16 protein-coding genes are annotated in these 15,046 nt (G+C 43.2%); 4 read left to right on the top strand and 12 right to left on the bottom strand.

Annotated elements, in window-relative coordinates; all coding sequences use genetic code 11:
* The first annotated feature begins 9 nt into the window (after nt 1–9).
* Both P2G54_RS15975 and P2G54_RS15970 read left to right on the top strand, forming a co-directional pair.
* Complete coding sequence (locus tag P2G54_RS15975; RefSeq protein WP_275872553.1) at nt 10–564, top strand: hypothetical protein; 555 nt, start codon at nt 10–12, stop codon at nt 562–564.
* Complete coding sequence (locus tag P2G54_RS15970) at nt 564–1,331, top strand: TIGR02757 family protein (protein WP_275872552.1); 768 nt, start codon at nt 564–566, stop codon at nt 1,329–1,331. The genes P2G54_RS15975 and P2G54_RS15970 overlap by 1 nt, the downstream gene beginning before the upstream one ends.
* A 31-nt stretch (nt 1,332–1,362) precedes the next feature.
* Here P2G54_RS15970 and P2G54_RS15965 read toward each other — a convergent pair whose 3' ends face one another.
* From P2G54_RS15965 to P2G54_RS15910, 12 genes are all read right to left on the bottom strand, one after another.
* Complete coding sequence (locus tag P2G54_RS15965; RefSeq protein ID WP_275872551.1) at nt 1,363–2,922, bottom strand: glycoside hydrolase family 99-like domain-containing protein; 1,560 nt, start codon at nt 2,920–2,922, stop codon at nt 1,363–1,365.
* Nucleotides 2,923–2,974: 52 nt separating this feature from the next.
* Nucleotides 2,975–3,514, bottom strand: coding sequence for a GNAT family N-acetyltransferase (locus tag P2G54_RS15960; protein ID WP_275872550.1), 540 nt, complete (start codon nt 3,512–3,514; stop codon nt 2,975–2,977).
* 79 nt (nt 3,515–3,593) lie between these two features.
* Nucleotides 3,594–4,562, bottom strand: coding sequence for a transketolase C-terminal domain-containing protein (locus tag P2G54_RS15955; RefSeq protein WP_275872583.1), 969 nt, complete (start codon nt 4,560–4,562; stop codon nt 3,594–3,596).
* Between the two features lie 18 nt (nt 4,563–4,580).
* Complete coding sequence (locus P2G54_RS15950) at nt 4,581–5,432, bottom strand: transketolase (RefSeq protein ID WP_275872549.1); 852 nt, start codon at nt 5,430–5,432, stop codon at nt 4,581–4,583.
* A gap of 10 nt (nt 5,433–5,442) precedes the next feature.
* Nucleotides 5,443–5,892 (bottom strand): thioredoxin-dependent thiol peroxidase, encoded by a 450-nt coding sequence (gene bcp / locus P2G54_RS15945; protein WP_275872548.1) that lies wholly within the window; start codon nt 5,890–5,892, stop codon nt 5,443–5,445.
* A 26-nt stretch (nt 5,893–5,918) separates the two neighbouring features.
* Nucleotides 5,919–7,799 carry a M23 family metallopeptidase gene (locus P2G54_RS15940; protein WP_275872547.1) on the bottom strand — a complete coding sequence of 627 codons (1,881 nt, stop codon included), beginning with the start codon at nt 7,797–7,799 and terminating at the stop codon, nt 5,919–5,921.
* A complete protein-coding gene (locus P2G54_RS15935) occupies nt 7,786–8,397 on the bottom strand; it encodes a fumarylacetoacetate hydrolase family protein (RefSeq protein WP_275872546.1) in 612 nt (203 codons plus the stop codon). Before P2G54_RS15935 ends, P2G54_RS15940 begins: the two co-directional genes overlap by 14 nt.
* A 125-nt stretch (nt 8,398–8,522) precedes the next feature.
* Nucleotides 8,523–9,149, bottom strand: coding sequence for an SGNH/GDSL hydrolase family protein (locus tag P2G54_RS15930; protein ID WP_275872545.1), 627 nt, complete (start codon nt 9,147–9,149; stop codon nt 8,523–8,525).
* A gap of 93 nt (nt 9,150–9,242) precedes the next feature.
* Complete coding sequence (locus P2G54_RS15925) at nt 9,243–10,280, bottom strand: LD-carboxypeptidase (protein WP_275872544.1); 1,038 nt, start codon at nt 10,278–10,280, stop codon at nt 9,243–9,245.
* A gap of 103 nt (nt 10,281–10,383) precedes the next feature.
* Complete coding sequence (locus tag P2G54_RS15920; protein WP_275872543.1) at nt 10,384–11,688, bottom strand: D-alanyl-D-alanine carboxypeptidase; 1,305 nt, start codon at nt 11,686–11,688, stop codon at nt 10,384–10,386.
* 22 nt (nt 11,689–11,710) lie between these two features.
* On the bottom strand, nt 11,711–12,106 hold the full coding sequence (locus tag P2G54_RS15915; protein ID WP_275872542.1) for a DUF423 domain-containing protein: 396 nt from the start codon (nt 12,104–12,106) through the stop codon (nt 11,711–11,713).
* 161 nt (nt 12,107–12,267) lie between these two features.
* The gene (locus P2G54_RS15910; protein WP_275872540.1) at nt 12,268–12,936 is read right to left on the bottom strand and encodes a YggS family pyridoxal phosphate-dependent enzyme; all 669 of its coding nucleotides are present in this window, start codon (nt 12,934–12,936) and stop codon (nt 12,268–12,270) included.
* A 63-nt stretch (nt 12,937–12,999) separates the two neighbouring features.
* Between P2G54_RS15910 and P2G54_RS15905 the strand changes: the two genes are divergently transcribed.
* On the top strand, nt 13,000–13,632 hold the full coding sequence (locus tag P2G54_RS15905) for a LysE family translocator (RefSeq protein WP_275872539.1): 633 nt from the start codon (nt 13,000–13,002) through the stop codon (nt 13,630–13,632).
* A 301-nt stretch (nt 13,633–13,933) separates the two neighbouring features.
* The gene (locus tag P2G54_RS15900; protein ID WP_275872538.1) at nt 13,934–14,989 is read left to right on the top strand and encodes an NAD(P)-dependent alcohol dehydrogenase; all 1,056 of its coding nucleotides are present in this window, start codon (nt 13,934–13,936) and stop codon (nt 14,987–14,989) included.
* Nucleotides 14,990–15,046: the final 57 nt, after the last annotated feature.

Genomic DNA, 15,046 nt, shown 5'->3' with positions numbered 1-15,046 from the left:
CCAATAAGAATGAATAAAATCCAGCTCTTCTTTCACCACACATTCCGTTTAATCTGGAATGCGATCTTTGTGATTTCCTACCCAATCCTGGCAAGTTTTGGCTTGATCTTTATTGGGCTCACCTGGCTTTTTTCCAAGATTTCCCAATTTTTGACCCGCTTGAGACCCGAGGGAAAAAAAGTGGTGCTAAAAGAGTCTGATTGGGAGGTTTTACCCCATACCAATGAACTTATTGAAGCCAAATTGGTAAAACAGATCATGTTTGGGCCATCCGGTTTTAAGCTCCGCAGAAAAGACGGGGTTCCTACCATCTTGTCAGATTTTGTTTTCGGTAACAAGGTCAGAGTGATCGAGGAGGGGCTGATTCTTGAAAAATGGAATAGTCTCGACTCCAAAGATTTGCCTGACTTTGATATTTGCCTTTATCATCCTGACGAAGACAGCATTCAACCGCTGACGACTATCAAATGCTTTGATTGGCATATTTCTGAAAAGGACGAAAGTGGATTGTCCTTTAAGTGGTTTGACGGTACGCAGGGAGGAGAAGTAAAAGTTGCGCTTTAATGCAGGGCTTGAAGGATTTTCTTGACGAAAAAGTAGAGCAGTACAACCAGCCGGATTTCATCTCCAATGACCCGGTGTCCATTCCCCATAATTATTCCCTCAAACAGGATATAGAGATTTCGGGATTTTTTGCGGCAATTCTTGCTTGGGGGCAGAGAAAAACCATCATCAATAAATGCAAGGAGTTATTTCAGATGATGGACAATGCTCCCTATGAATTTTTGATGCATCATGAGGAAAAAGACCTTGCTCCCTTCTTGAATTTTAAGCACAGAACCTTCAATGATGTGGATACACTTTATTTTATTCACTTTCTGACATGGTTTTACAGGCAACAGGAATCCTTAGAGGAAGCCTTCCTGATAGGCCAAACAGGAGGGCCTGAAGCAATGGAGGGTATATTGTCAAGGTTCCATGAATATTTCTTTTCTCTTCCCGATGCCCCGGCCCGTACCAAAAAGCATATTGCAACCCCTGCCCGAAAAGCTGCCTGCAAGCGAATCAATATGTATCTCCGCTGGATGGTAAGGCAGGACGATAAAGGTGTGGATTTTGGGATTTGGAAAAAGATATCCCCATCCCAGCTCATTTGCCCCTGTGATCTGCATGTGGACCGGGTTGGGAGAAAATTGGGCCTGATTACCAGAAAACAGACAGATTGGTTGACTGCTGTGGAATTGACAGAAAGACTGCGGGAGTTTGATTCAGCGGACCCGGTAAAGTATGATTTCGCCTTATTTGGTTTAGGAATAGAGGAGAAGTTCTGAGTTTACGCTGACATTTTTGAAGTATGGAAAATTAAGGCTGGTTTTCCCCAAACACCTCCCAAATAGCTTCCAGGTAGTTGAATCTATGACCCTGTGTTGGCTCAATATAATTGCCTTCCAAATATTCATTCCAACAGCAAATCATCACAGTGTTTCCATTGGTTGACCGGTATTTCTGAGAAACCTGTCTAGCATCTTTTAAATTCGCCTTAAAGGTCTCTTTGGTGCTGTGCACCTGATCTTTGGAAGGTTCGGATGGGAAGCCGCTTGCTTGGGGCCAGGTGCCTCCCATCGGGCGCATATCCCAACCCATAGCCACTGGAACCTGGTATTCAAAATCAGGGTCTCCTTTGAATTGCTCGCTCCATTTTTCCCAATGACCTCGGTAGGTTTTGCGCATATCAGCATAGGAGTGGTTGTACTGTTCGAAAAAATTATGATACACATAGCCTGTCATGCCTTCAAATCCCATTCCTTTCAGTCTGGGGACGTATTCCTGTAATAGGAGTCTGTTTTTATACTGTCCTCCTTCCCAGGGTCTTTTCGGATTGTTGGCTTGCCAAAGGGTGGGAAGTCCATACATTCTCTCTCTTTCCAGCATGGGGCCGGCGGTGACCGCTATGAATTTGATCCCCGGAAGCCCCTGTTGTTTTGCAATCTTTTGAGAGAGATCCAACAAGCTCTTCATGCTTATTCCATAAAATGCTGCCCTTGATTCGGTGTCTTGGGGAAAGTAGAAGTATACTATTGGTCTGCCCAATGAATCTTTCAAGTAGTCCTTTCTCTTGAAGTAATTATCGGTCCAATGCCGGGTGATTTTTTCGTGAACCTGGAGATAGAGTTCCTTATTTGGACTTTCTCCCGGATAGTTCGCCTTTCTTGCCAATTCATCCGGGGAACCTATTGCCAACCAATGCATCCAGCGTTCATGGGAATCATCACACCAATTGATGGCCCATTTCATTTGTTCCTTTTCGGGAAGCTTGGAGTTTTCATTCAGCAATACATTCAATTGCTCATCCCATTCCGGTAAGCCAGGCACAGCTACTCTTCCATCTCTGTTACCGTCTATTCTCCAGCCTTCGGGATAATAGATTTTGGACTGGGGACCAAAATAACGGTGATAATAATAGTGTCTTCCGTAAAACCAATTGTAGGCAAAAAAATCAATCCCATACTGCTTCATGTACTGAAGTTGTTTTTTAGCTACTTCAGGATCATCCCGCTTGTAAAATCCTTTGAGTTCGGAGATTGGTTTTCTTTCCAGAAATGGACCTTCATAGGGGTACCTTGAGTTATAGATCCTTCCTTTAGGTCCCCAGGCCCCGGTGTCCTTTAAAAATGCACAATCATCTCTTCCACTAAGGCATGACCAAAAACTGTCCTTATCAATTTTTGGATTTCCGGATGTATTCCAGGAAGGCATAAAATACACCCCGACTAATTCCTTCCCAGACTTAATTGAAGTATTGGAGGAAGGGGCGGATTCCTTGGAAATAGGTGGAGTCCCCAGAAAATTGATTTGTGTGGTGCAGGTAGCCAAAGCCAAGGCTATTCCAAAAAAAAGAACAAAAATTCTATATCGAGACATTTCCATTAGAGCTAAAAGTGCTCTACTAAGTTAAAAAATTTAGGGCGTAAAGTCAGCTTAGGTTCTTTTTTAGAATTTGAATCCCTCGATATTCCGGAAGTAACTGTTCAAAATCCAGGGTATATGTAAGGCAGTGAGCATAGCCCGATTTTTCATAAAATCGTCTGGCCTGGGGTTGGGATTCCATGGCTTCCAACCAGATATAATCCAATTTATTTTCCATGGCGACTTCTTCTATATGTTGCATCAAGGCTTGAGCAATGCCTTTTCCATGGACCTTTGGATGCAGGTATAGCCTATGCAGCTTCATTGAATTTGGGATCTCAATTTGTTTTGGGGAAAAAGGGAAATCGTATTTAAGAATCCCGATTTTTTCCTGATCAAACTCCACGAAAAAATAATGACTGGACTCCCTGCTTAATTCCTTTTCAAGGTTCTTTTTACTGTAAATCAGATCGATGTACCAATTTCCTCCGTCTTTCCAGAAATGGCTATAAGCTGTTTTATAAACCTCATCCATGAGTTCGAATAGCTGAGTTTGGTCTTCAGCTTTGATAGGAATGAGGGTAATGTTTTTTTGGATGGAAATCATTTGGGGAAATTAAGGAGGGGAAACAAAAAAACCACAAACCTTTCGATTTGTGGTTTTTTGAGACCAATTGAAATTGGATTTATTTTCTTTCCAAGGCTCTTTTAGCTGCTTTTACTATGCTTACAGCATTCAAGCCATACTTTTCCATCAGTTGAGTAGGAGTTCCGGATTCTCCGAAGCTGTCATTTACGCCTACATACTCCAAAGGAGCCGGGTTGTGACGGATCAAAGTCTGGGCAATGCTATCACCCAAACCACCGTTGATCTGGTGTTCTTCGGCAGAAACTGCACAACCTGTTTTCTTTACGGATTCAAGAATTGCCTCTTCATCCAAAGGCTTAATGGTGTGGATGTTGATGACTTCTGCAGAGATGCCTTCAGCTCTCAATACAGCTTCAGCAACTACTGCTTCCCATACCAAATGACCGGTAGCAAAGATGGTCACATCTTTTCCATCAATCATTTTCCAGGCTTTTCCGATTTCAAACTTTTGATCAGCCGGAGTGAAGATAGGCCAGCTTGGACGTCCAAAACGAAGGTAAACCGGTCCTTCATGATCTACTACTGCCAAGGTAGCAGCCTTGGTTTGGTTGTAGTCACAAGGATTGATCACAGTCATGTTCGGAAGCATTTTCATCATTCCCACATCTTCCAGAATCTGGTGGGTAGCACCGTCTTCTCCAAGAGTCAAGCCTGCATGAGAGGCAGCGATTTTCACGTTTTTCTCCGAATAGGCTACGGATTGACGGATTTGGTCATATACCCGGCCTGTGGAGAAATTAGCGAAAGTACCGGTGAAAGGGATTTTTCCGGCAGTGGCCATGCCTGCTGCCAAACCGATCATATTGGCTTCAGCAATTCCGGTTTGGAAAAATCTCTCAGGGAATTCCTTTTGGAAAGCTCCCATTTTAAGGGAACCGATCAAGTCTGCACAAAGGGCTACTACCTCAGGGTTTTTTCGGCCTGCTTCCAACAATCCATCTCCAAATCCGGAGCGGGTATCTTTCTTTTCTGAATAAGTAAATTTTAAATCTAAGCTCATCTTAATTTTGATTAGGAAGGTGGATTAATAATCGCCCAAGGTTTCCGGTAATTGGCCAAGGGCACTGGCAAGTTGCTCATCGTTAGGAGCTACCCCGTGCCATTTATGTGAACCTACCATAAAGTCCACCCCATAACCCATGTCAGAGTACAGCAAGTTGAGAACAGGTTTGCCTTTGCGGCTCAGTTCTTTGGCTTTTTCCAATCCGGCCAGGACAGCCTTCATGTCATTTCCCTGACGGGTTTCCATTACTTCCCAACCAAATGCTTCCCATTTGGCTTTGAGGTCTTTCAGATCCATCACTTCCCGAGTTGGTCCGTCGATCTGCTGACCGTTATAATCAATCGTTGCGATCAGGTTGTCCACACCATAGTGGGCAGCGTACATAGCTGCCTCCCATACTTGTCCTTCCTGAACTTCACCGTCACCCATCAAAACATATACGGTAGAATCGTCTTTTTCCAGTTTTTTCACCTGAGCTGCACCAGTTGCCACGGATAGGCCCTGGCCCAAAGAACCGGAAGCAACTCGGATACCCGGAAGATGCTCTTCAGTAGCCGGATGTCCCTGCAATCTTGAATTCAACTTTCTGAAGGTTTTCAGTTCTTCCACTGGGAAATATCCGGATCTGGCAAGAACCGAATACCAAACAGGGGAGATGTGTCCATTGGAAAGAAAAAACAGGTCTTCACCTTTCCCTTCCATGTTGAACTTTGGATTATGATTCATCTGGTCGAAGTACAGGGCTACGAAAAACTCTGTACAACCCAATGAAGCTCCAGGGTGGCCTGAATTGACCGCATGAACCATCCTTAGGATGTCTCTGCGTACCTGAGAACAGATAGATTCGAGTTGTTCGATTGATTTTTTTTCCATTACGGAGGATTTATTTGAGAATTTGTGCTGTGTGTTCTTTGGTTTTCACCTTATCGATGATCTCTTCGATAGTTCCCTCCTCATCGATTACGAAAGTGGTCCTGGCAGTACCCATGTATTTTCTTCCATACATGGATTTTTCTACCCAGGTTCCGTAGGCTTCATGAACCTTCAGATCTGTGTCTGCGATAAGAGAAAAGGGAAGAGCTTGTTTATCTATAAACTTCTGGTGGGATTTTTCGGAATCTGAACTTATTCCGAGTACCACATATCCTGCTTTTTGCAGGGCATCGTAATTATCCCTCAGGTTACAGGCCTGTGCCGTACAACCCGGTGTGGAATCTTTAGGATAAAAGTAAAGGATCACCTTTTTCCCTCTGTAATCTGAGAGTTTGATGAGTTCTCCTTTTTCATTTTTTGCTTCGAAATCTGGCGCCTTTTGGCCTACTTCTAGTGTCATTTTTTAATGGTTTGAATGGAACAAATTTAACCTATAGTACCTTTCCACTCGGTCACATTTCCGGCAAGATCGGTTACTTTAAGTATAACCGGTCCTTTAAATGGTTGTTCATCCAATTTCTCTGACCAGATCAAAGCCCTCTTGTGTTCATAGCGCATGAGGACCCATTTTCCGTCAATCATGGCCTCAAAACTCTGAATACCAGAGAGATTGTCTCGGATGGTAAATCGGATTTCTGAGGAATTGATTCTCACCGGAGTGACAGTGGGTTTGACTGCATCTTCGGCGAGCACAAAAGTACCAAAATTTCTGGTTTTAAAACGGATAGATCCATCTTCCCAAATTCCTCCCACAAAGGACTTCCGTTCCCGGTTTCCCAGTTGATAAACATGGGTTTTCTGTCGGTTGCCAGTATATCCGGATACGTCCCATAAAACTTCCATGGAGCTGAATAGGTATTCATTGGGATCATTGAGATTGAGACGGGGATTGCTGCTACTGCCAGTCTCCTCTACTCTCAGATACAATGGATCGAGAAGTGTTGATTCTTCAAATCTTATCTGTACTCCTTTTTCTGCATAAAGTTGATCCCATCCAACAGGGATAAATGCATTGACTTTTGGGTTGACCAATTCGGAGCAAATGTCTACTTCCTCAGGGATGCCAAATCGCATATCCCACAAATAGGTTCTACTTTGGGCATCCTGATAGGCGGGTAGCATTTCATAGGAATTCGCACCTACATAGAATCTAGCCAATCCCCCCAAATGAGAATTTGGGGCCTTGATTTTCAGAATTTTACCTATGTATTCTACCTGGGCTCTGGTAGGAGCGGGGCCATCAGCCACCTGATGGTTCAATTCTTCCCCCTCCAAGGAAAAGAGGATTCTTCTTCTGTTTCCATAGGCATCCGAAAGCTCTAAGGTGTATTCCTTTTTTGTGCCTGCCTCCAACTCAAGATATCCTGTTTCCGGGAGATTGGGGTGAAGGTATTCGAATTTCAGGTTTTCCTGATGGTATAATTTGGTGAAACGGTTTTGATGGGTATGCAGTAAAAACTGCCGGGTGTAGTTGAAATCAACCTTGTCAACTTTTAGGTTGAATAAAACCAAACTGTCTGCTTCCCTAAGTTCGAAATAAGGAAAGCCATTTCTGTTGCTTGCCCCATCCAATTGGTCAAAGCCTCTGAATTCAAGACCAACTTTTCCTGAGATTTTGATGGTGGAAGGTAGTCTATAATTGTTTCCAACAGCCTGGGGAGTGATTTCAAGACGCTGAAATTTCCCGTTTACCCTAGAATCAACTTCAAGAGGAACAATCGCTACAATTTGAGGAGTGGGAGGGGTTCTGTCCAAAATTTCCGGAAATCCAAAAAGCAAGGGGTCCATGGCCCGGTCCAAGCTGTCCCTGATTTCGAAGTGAAGGTGGGGGCCTCCGGAATTTCCGGTGTTACCGCCATCGGCTATCCGTTCTCCTTTTTTAATGGGAATTTCTCCCGGTTCGGGATAGTATTCCAGTTCATTTGCCTTGGCTTCATACATCTTCTCCACCATGTATTTCTGAAGCTTTGGGTTGAAGTTTCTCAGGTGACCATAAAGGGTAATATGTCCGGTGGGATGCTTGATATAGATTACATTTCCATATCCGAAGGATGAGATTTTGATTCGGTGAATCCATCCGTCTGCTGCGGCATAAATGGGCTCACCTTCCACACCGCCAAACTTATAATCCAGTCCCGTATGGAAGTGATTAGGCCGGAGTTCTGAGAAATTACCCGATAGGTAGTTCCTTCCTCCTGGTTTTACGGGAGAACGGAAATAATCCCGGATCACCTCTTGGGAAAGAAGGGGTTGGCTGAGGCTAAAAAGAAATAGAAATAAATAGAGAGTTGGTTTACTTAACTTCAAAATCCAACATTTTTTGGGTGCCAATGAATCCTTCCAATCGATCTCCTACCTTGACAGGGCCGACGCCAGCTGGGGTTCCGGTATAAATCAGATCTCCCTTTTTCAAAGTGAAAAACTGGGAGACATACTCCAAAATGGTTCCAAAATCAAAAAGCATCATGCTGGTATTTCCTTTTTGGCGCAATTCCCCATTGATGGTAAGATGGAAATCAATGTCCTTGAAATCAGGGAATTCAGTGACTGGTAAAAAGTCTCCAATTGGAGCCGAACCATTAAACGCTTTGGCAATTTCCCATGGAAGCCCTTTTGCCTTACACTGATCCTGTAAATCACGGGCAGTGAAATCTATACCCAATCCAATCTCATCGAAGTACCGGTGAGCATATTGCTTTTGAATGTATTTGCCTTCTTTTGAAATCTTTAAAACCAATTCAGCCTCGTGGTGGATGTTTTGGGAGAAATCCGGATAATAAAAGGCTGCCCCGTTTTTGAGAAGGGAGGTATCAGGTTTCAGGAAAACCACGGGATTGCCAGGAGTTTCGTTCTTCAGTTCCTCGATATGAGCCGCATAATTTCGGCCGATGCAGATGATTTTCATAGGTTGTTTTGGTTCAATGGCTTGTAAAATAAACGCTTTGCTGTCTTTTATCGGGTATGTTGGCAGGGTTATTTTTTCAAATTCCCTGATTTAGATTTCCTCTTTTTAAAAACCAGAAAGTGGATTTATCTGAATTGGGTTTTGGACACTTTTTCAAATAATTTTTCTGCCCAAAGAGCATATATTTTTCCACTTGGGTGAAGCAGGTCTTCTACGAGCATTTCCGGTTGATTTCCAATGGCTCTATACTCTTGGGTAATGTCTATGAAATACACTCCATACTGATCACAAACCTCTTTTTTAGCCTGGTTATAGGCATCGATTTCCAATGCCACTTTATTCTGATCTACACCTTTTTCCTCGGCAAAAGCTGTGATTCCCCAATCCGGAATGGAAAGTACCACCACGTGATCCGGGAGATTTCCGGCAAAACCGATGGCCTTCAAAAGCATTTGCTCAAATTCGGTTTTATAAACCTCTACCTCCCTGCCTCTGTATTGGTTGTTGACGCCAATCAACAGGGTCACCAGATCATAAGGAGCTTTGATTAAAGTGGAATTAGCGATGCCTTCTTCCAACTCATCCACCGTCCAGCCTGTCTTTGCTATGATCAGAGGATTTTCCCATTGGCCTTTGCCGGATTCGTTAAGACGCTTTACCAATTGATTGGGATAGCGCTCAGGCTCTGCTACTCCCTCTCCAATGGTGTAGCTGTCTCCAAGTGCCAAATAGCTCAATGTTTTTTCAGTCATAGGAAGGCTGTTCGTGTCTGAGGTTTTGTTTTCTTCTCGTTGAAAGAATAAAATGCAAAAGAATAGTAATGTCAACCAAGTGTTTTGCATAGCTTAAGACTGGAAGATGTTTTCTAAAAGGTCAAAGGTGCCAGCATCTGCGTCCATTCGGACTTTCGCCCCTACAGGGACAATAAATTGCTTTGGAACATGTCCGATCATGGCACCACTATAAGCTGGAATTCCCAAAGGCAATACATAATCATCCAAAACCTGATCCACAGTAAGAGATCCGTAACCTCCACCGGGTTCACAGTCCGAGCATTGCCCAAAAATGAACCCATTGATTTTATCGAGGGTACCATTGAGTTTGAGCGTGCTCATCATTCGGTCTATTCTGTAGGGATCCTCTCCGATGTCCTCGATAAACAGAATAGAATCTTTGAAATCCGGATAATAAGGGCTTCCACTTAAAGCTGTCAAAACTGTGAGATTGCCTCCCAGAATTTTTCCTTCGGCAATCCCTGACCTAAGGGTTTGGATGCGGTTGGACTTGATAACTAGATCATCTCCTTTGACTTGCTCGTTCTGAAATTGAACCTTGGTTTTTTCGAAAAACAACTGCTCAAACTGGGCTACATTGAAGCTGTTCCAGCTTCCGGATCCATTTGGTCCATGAAAAGAAATCAAGCCAGTTTGGGCTTGGATGGCACAATGTAGCGCGGTGATGTCCGAATAGCCCAAAAGTGGTTTCGGGTTTTTTCGGATGGTTTTGTAATCAATCAGGGGAAGTATTCTGGATGCTCCGGAACCTCCGCGTATACAGATTACAGCTTTAACCTCTGAATCTGCGAACATTGCATTCAAATCATCAGCTCTTTCTTGGTCGGTTCCTGCTAGATGCCCTCTTCGGTTTTTGAGGTTTTGACCCAGCTTTACTTTAAAACCCAACGCTTCCAAAGCTTCCTTGGCAAATGTGAACTGCATCCTGTCAGCAGTAGCTGCCGAAGGACTGATTAATCCTACAGTGTCTCCTTTTTTTACGGAGTTGGGAAGGAGTGTTTTTCCTGCATCTGAGGCAGAATCAAAGGCCAAAAAAGGAAGTGTGCCAGCCATCAGGCCAAGGGATTTTAGAAAAGCTCGTTTTTGCATGGAGATTTGGGTTGATGGGTGAAATTAAGGCTTTTTGGAAAGGGGAAAAAATGATTCTTACTGCTTTGGGAAAGTTCGGTATCAAGAGGCGGTAAGGTACTTTCTAAAACATGTCCCGAATGCTGATCAGGACTTTTTCCATTTCTCTTCTGAGTTCGGAGGCTTTATAGGGATAGTTTGAATTCATAAAGGCGAAGCAGTAGGTTTTTCCGCTTTTTGCCTTGATCAGCCCAACCAGGCTGTGGTTGTTGCTCATGGTACCGGTCTTGGCAAAAATATAGGGTTGATTAGCCAAATAATTGTTTTCAAGGGTACCGGAGACACCTCCGGTCGGCAGTAGTTCAAGGAGTTTCTCTCTGGGAAGGATTTGATTGATTTTTTCAAAAAGCCCAACCATGGTTCTTGGAGTGAAAAGATTGTATCTGCTGAGCCCGCTTCCATCCACCCAAATCGGTTTGTCCGGAAGATCATACAAATATGTTTTGACAATGTACTCAATAGCTCTTTCTGTATTGATTTCTTGAAAAAGTTTGTCGGAAACCATATACATCAATTGTTCTGCGAGAAAATTGTCGCTTTCCAGCATCATTTCCTTCAAGATGGGGAACAGGGGAGCTCCTCTCCAGAGTTGATGGTTTTTGGGGAGTGGCTCAGGTGAATAAATCCAGGTTTTGCCAGTGGCTTGGGAGGCTAATTCAATAAAAAGCTTACTGGAAGTGATAAATGGAATGAATTTCTCATTTGACCTGTAAGTCAATGGGTTATAATAAAAATTATTTGAATGTACTTCCCTTTCCAAGTCTTTGGTTTCCTGTTTTGTTTTGTAGAGGCTGGCTTGGAAAACTTCCGGAAACAACCTGGGGCTGTTGCTGTTTTTTTTAATCTCCACGAGATTTCCATAAATGGGTAATGAGCTCCGCTCCGCTGAATAGGAGTATAGGTAGTCGTCCCATTGCCAACCTTCTCCAAACGACTTGGATTTCAGATTGGCATCCGAAAATTGGATGATGGAATAAGGTGCCAAAAGGGAATCAAAGTTGGGTTGATACAAATCCAGATACTTCCAGCTAGGATCTCCGGCGCCCCAAATTTTAAGGGTGTCTCCGGCTTCTACATAGCGTAGCGTCTGGGTGCTGTCCTGGAGTAAAAACAAACTGGAATAGAGGGTAAAAAGCTTGGTCACCGAAGCGGGAGTGAAACGCATTTGGGAGTTTTTTTCAAACATGACCCGCTGGGAATCCAAGTCATATAAGACAAACCCGGTTAGGTGTCCATTGAAAAAACTCTGCTCGCCGAGGGAGGATTCCAGCCTGGTGTATTGCTCTCTGCTGATTTGGGCATAAAGCTTTCCCTGCAAAATCAAAAACAGAAAAGAAAAATAAAAAAGTCGGGTGAGTCTCGTCTTCATCTGGCTATTTGAAGAAAATGATTTACAAATCAGAGCTATTTGAATCTTTGAACGCTGCCCAGAAAACAGAAAGCCAAGCCAAAATAAAGGCGATTCCTCCGAGTGGAGTGATGGCTCCCAACCAGGTAATTCCGCTCAAGGAAAGTACATAGAGTGATCCTGAGAAAATCAGAATTCCCAAAATCATCAAAACGGAACTGGAGGAAAGTGTTTTCCATGTTGGTTTGATCAAGGATAGTATTCCAATCAGGAATAAGGCCAAACTGTGATAGAAATGGTATTTGACGGCCGTTTCAAATGTTTCAAGTCTTCCTGAGGCCATAAGGCTGGCTTTCAGTCCATGTGCTCCAAATGCACCTATTCCCACTGCCAATGCCCCTAAAATTGCGGCTGCTTGAATGATTTTTTTTCCAGACATGTTGGTTGGTCTTAATGAATCAAGTGTTTAAAAATACTATGCATTTTTCGGGATGCACAGCTTGAAAAGGGATTGTTTTTAGAAAATCAGCCCCGTTTTCTTGTCGGCTTTAAGCTTTTTAAATTTTTGGTTTTGAGCAGGATTCAGAAGCTTGTTACTTTTTAGCCTCTGCTACCAAAAATAGCCGAACCGATCCTTACCATCGTGCTGCCTTCTTCCTGAGCAATTCTATAATCCCCGCTCATTCCCATGGATAGCTCTTCCAATTGCACAAAGTCAGGAAGGGCTTTTTGTTTTAGTTCATCAAAAAGCTGCTTCAGACCATGGAATTCTTTTCTGATTTGGGATTGGTCCTCTGTAAAAGTAGCCATGCCCATCAAACCCTTGATTTGGACATGTGTGAGCTGCTTAAATTCATCGGAGGCAAACATTTCCTCCAGTTCAGCTCTGTCAAAGCCGAATTTACTTTCCTCCTCAGCTATATGAATCTGCAGTAAAACCGGGATAATTCGGTTTATTTTTTTGCCTTGCTTGTTGATCTCTTTGAGGAGTTTGAATGAATCCACTCCATGGATCAGGTAGACGAAAGGAGCAATGTATTTTACTTTGTTGCTTTGGAGGTGACCTATCATGTGCCAACGGACATCGGAGGGCATTTCGGGCTGTTTGGCCATGATTTCCTGAACCTTGTTTTCTCCAAAATCCCGGATACCAGCCTCATAGGCAGCCATGAGGTCGGGCAAAGGCTTGGTCTTACTTACCGCGACTAAAAGGCAGCTTGGGTTGACAAAGGTTTTTTTGACAGCATCAAGGTTAGCTTTGATATCCATAATTTTCCGGTGATTGCGTTTCAGTAGAGAACAAAGATAGGTTCTTCCTCTTTACTTTTGGGAATGAATCAAGCAGTTTTGGAAGGCTTTGGGGTAGGGTTGATGCTTTCGGGAATGATAGGGCCGGTTTTTTTCTCATTGGTACAAGGAAGTATACTTCATGGCTTTCGGTACGCTTTATTACTAGCCTTGGGAGTATTGTTCAGTGATTTCTTTTATGTGGTGGTTACCTATTTTGGTGTAGAGGTGATTACTGCTTTTTCTGGTTTTGAACAGTTTTTGGGCTATGTCGGCGGATTGGTTTTGATAGGATTCGGACTTAGGTCTCTTTTAAAAAGGGCCAATGAAATCATTTTACTGGGGGAGGAACTGCCAAGAGTTTTCAAAAAAAGAGAGGCGTTTTTAAAGGGTTTTGGGATCAATGGGATCAATCCTTTTGTACTGTTGTTTTGGATTTCCATTGCGAGTGGTTTACACTTGAAAGAGCATTTCTCCGAATGGATGGTAGTTGGATATTTTTCGGTAATTCTAGGAACAGTGTTTGGAATTGACCTATTGAAGGCCCTGCTGGCAAGAAAATCCGGCAAATGGATGACTCCAAGATTGATTGGCTATTTAAATAAAGTGGTGGGAGTATTGATTATTGGTTTTGGACTCAAAATGTTCTGGATGACCCTTGGGAAATATATTCTTTAGACCAGTCCTTGGTTTTCGTTCCCGCTGTCCTGCTTCTCCAGAAACTGTACTTTGCAGACTCTTATCGACGAAATAGGCCAAAAGCCACCTTTCTTTAAGAGGGGTTTGGATTGGAAATCCTACGGTAGATCCTCGGGATTGCAAATCCCAAGGAGCGTTTTTTAATCGTCTTATCCGGAGAAGTATAAGTCTGTTAGGGCTCTGTCTTTGTATTCTTTTTTCTATTTTTAAATAATTTAAAATACACAATCCCTGATCACCCAATTTGCGGTTGTGTTCTGCCTAACATAAAATAAGTGTCATGACTCAAGTAAAAGCCTATGCTGCCCATCAGGCGGATAAACCTTTGTCGCCCTATCAAATTGAAAGAAGGGAACCGGGACCCTTTGATGTAGAAATTGAAATTCTGTATTGCGGAGTTTGCCACTCGGATATTCATACTGCCCGAAACGAATGGAATGGAACCATGTATCCAGTGGTCCCAGGGCATGAAATAGTAGGGAAAGTGACCCGTATCGGTTCGGGAGTTACCCAACACAAAGTTGGGGATACAGTAGGAGTGGGCGTTTTTGTGGATTCTTGTGGACATTGCCATAGCTGCGAACAGGATCTGGAACAGTATTGTGAAAATGGGCACTCGCAGACTTATAATTCATTTTTGCAGGACAAGAAAACCATTACCTATGGAGGGTATTCCACTCATATTGTAGTCACTGAAAAATTTGTACTGAAGGTCTCAGATAGTCTTCCCTTGGAAGGAGTGGCCCCACTTCTTTGTGCAGGGATCACTACTTACTCTCCTCTTAGATATTGGAAGGTGAAGAAAGGTGACAAAGTTGGAGTTGTAGGACTTGGAGGTTTAGGACACATGGCTGTTAAATTAGCCTCTGCAATGGGAGCGGAAGTTACCATGCTGAGCAGATCCCCTCAAAAGGCAAAGGATGCGGAACGGCTTGGAGCACAGCACTTTGCTTTGACAACTGAAAAGAAGACCATGAAAAAGCTGAAAAACACCTTCGATTTGATCATCGATACGGTCTCTGGTCAGCATAACTATAATGATTATCTCGCCCTTCTGAAAGTTGATGGAACCATGGTTGTCTTGGGAGCACCTCCAGAGCCGGAAAAAGTGAGTGCCTCTTCATTGATCAGAGGAAGAAAAAGATTAGCAGGCTCCTTGGTCGGAGGAATAAAGGAAACTCAGGAAATGCTGGATTTTTGTGCAGAGCACAATATAGTTTCAGATGTGGAAGTCATTCCAATTGACCAAATCAACGAGGCATATGAGCGGACCATGAAAGGGGACGTCCTCTACCGTTTCGTTATTGATATGGCATCTCTGAAACAAATGACCTGATTTAACAAATAGAAACAACAAAAGGGAAAGACAGTAGTCTTTCCCTTTTGTATGAAA

This window comes from Algoriphagus sp. CAU 1675 (genome assembly GCF_029222925.1).
Lineage (GTDB): Bacteria > Bacteroidota > Bacteroidia > Cytophagales > Cyclobacteriaceae > Algoriphagus.
The sequence above is the reverse complement of the archived record's forward strand: the minus strand, read 5'-3'. Positions and strand labels throughout refer to the sequence as shown.

What these genes read in the sequence shown, in the direction of transcription:
- P2G54_RS15920 (WP_275872543.1), bottom strand. Translation starts at nt 11,688, where the DNA reads ATGAAGACGAGACTCACCCGACTTTTTTATTTTTCTTTTCTGTTTTTG.
- P2G54_RS15915 (WP_275872542.1), bottom strand. Translation starts at nt 12,106, where the DNA reads ATGTCTGGAAAAAAAATCATTCAAGCAGCCGCAATTTTAGGGGCATTG.
- P2G54_RS15925 (WP_275872544.1), bottom strand. Translation starts at nt 10,280, where the DNA reads ATGCAAAAACGAGCTTTTCTAAAATCCCTTGGCCTGATGGCTGGCACA.
- P2G54_RS15930 (WP_275872545.1), bottom strand. Translation starts at nt 9,149, where the DNA reads ATGACTGAAAAAACATTGAGCTATTTGGCACTTGGAGACAGCTACACC.
- P2G54_RS15905 (WP_275872539.1), top strand. Translation starts at nt 13,000, where the DNA reads ATGAATCAAGCAGTTTTGGAAGGCTTTGGGGTAGGGTTGATGCTTTCG.
- P2G54_RS15935 (WP_275872546.1), bottom strand. Translation starts at nt 8,397, where the DNA reads ATGAAAATCATCTGCATCGGCCGAAATTATGCGGCTCATATCGAGGAA.
- P2G54_RS15965 (WP_275872551.1), bottom strand. Translation starts at nt 2,922, where the DNA reads ATGTCTCGATATAGAATTTTTGTTCTTTTTTTTGGAATAGCCTTGGCT.
- P2G54_RS15960 (WP_275872550.1), bottom strand. Translation starts at nt 3,514, where the DNA reads ATGATTTCCATCCAAAAAAACATTACCCTCATTCCTATCAAAGCTGAA.
- P2G54_RS15950 (WP_275872549.1), bottom strand. Translation starts at nt 5,432, where the DNA reads ATGGAAAAAAAATCAATCGAACAACTCGAATCTATCTGTTCTCAGGTA.
- P2G54_RS15910 (WP_275872540.1), bottom strand. Translation starts at nt 12,936, where the DNA reads ATGGATATCAAAGCTAACCTTGATGCTGTCAAAAAAACCTTTGTCAAC.
- bcp (WP_275872548.1), bottom strand. Translation starts at nt 5,892, where the DNA reads ATGACACTAGAAGTAGGCCAAAAGGCGCCAGATTTCGAAGCAAAAAAT.
- P2G54_RS15900 (WP_275872538.1), top strand. Translation starts at nt 13,934, where the DNA reads ATGACTCAAGTAAAAGCCTATGCTGCCCATCAGGCGGATAAACCTTTG.
- P2G54_RS15970 (WP_275872552.1), top strand. Translation starts at nt 564, where the DNA reads ATGCAGGGCTTGAAGGATTTTCTTGACGAAAAAGTAGAGCAGTACAAC.
- P2G54_RS15975 (WP_275872553.1), top strand. Translation starts at nt 10, where the DNA reads ATGAATAAAATCCAGCTCTTCTTTCACCACACATTCCGTTTAATCTGG.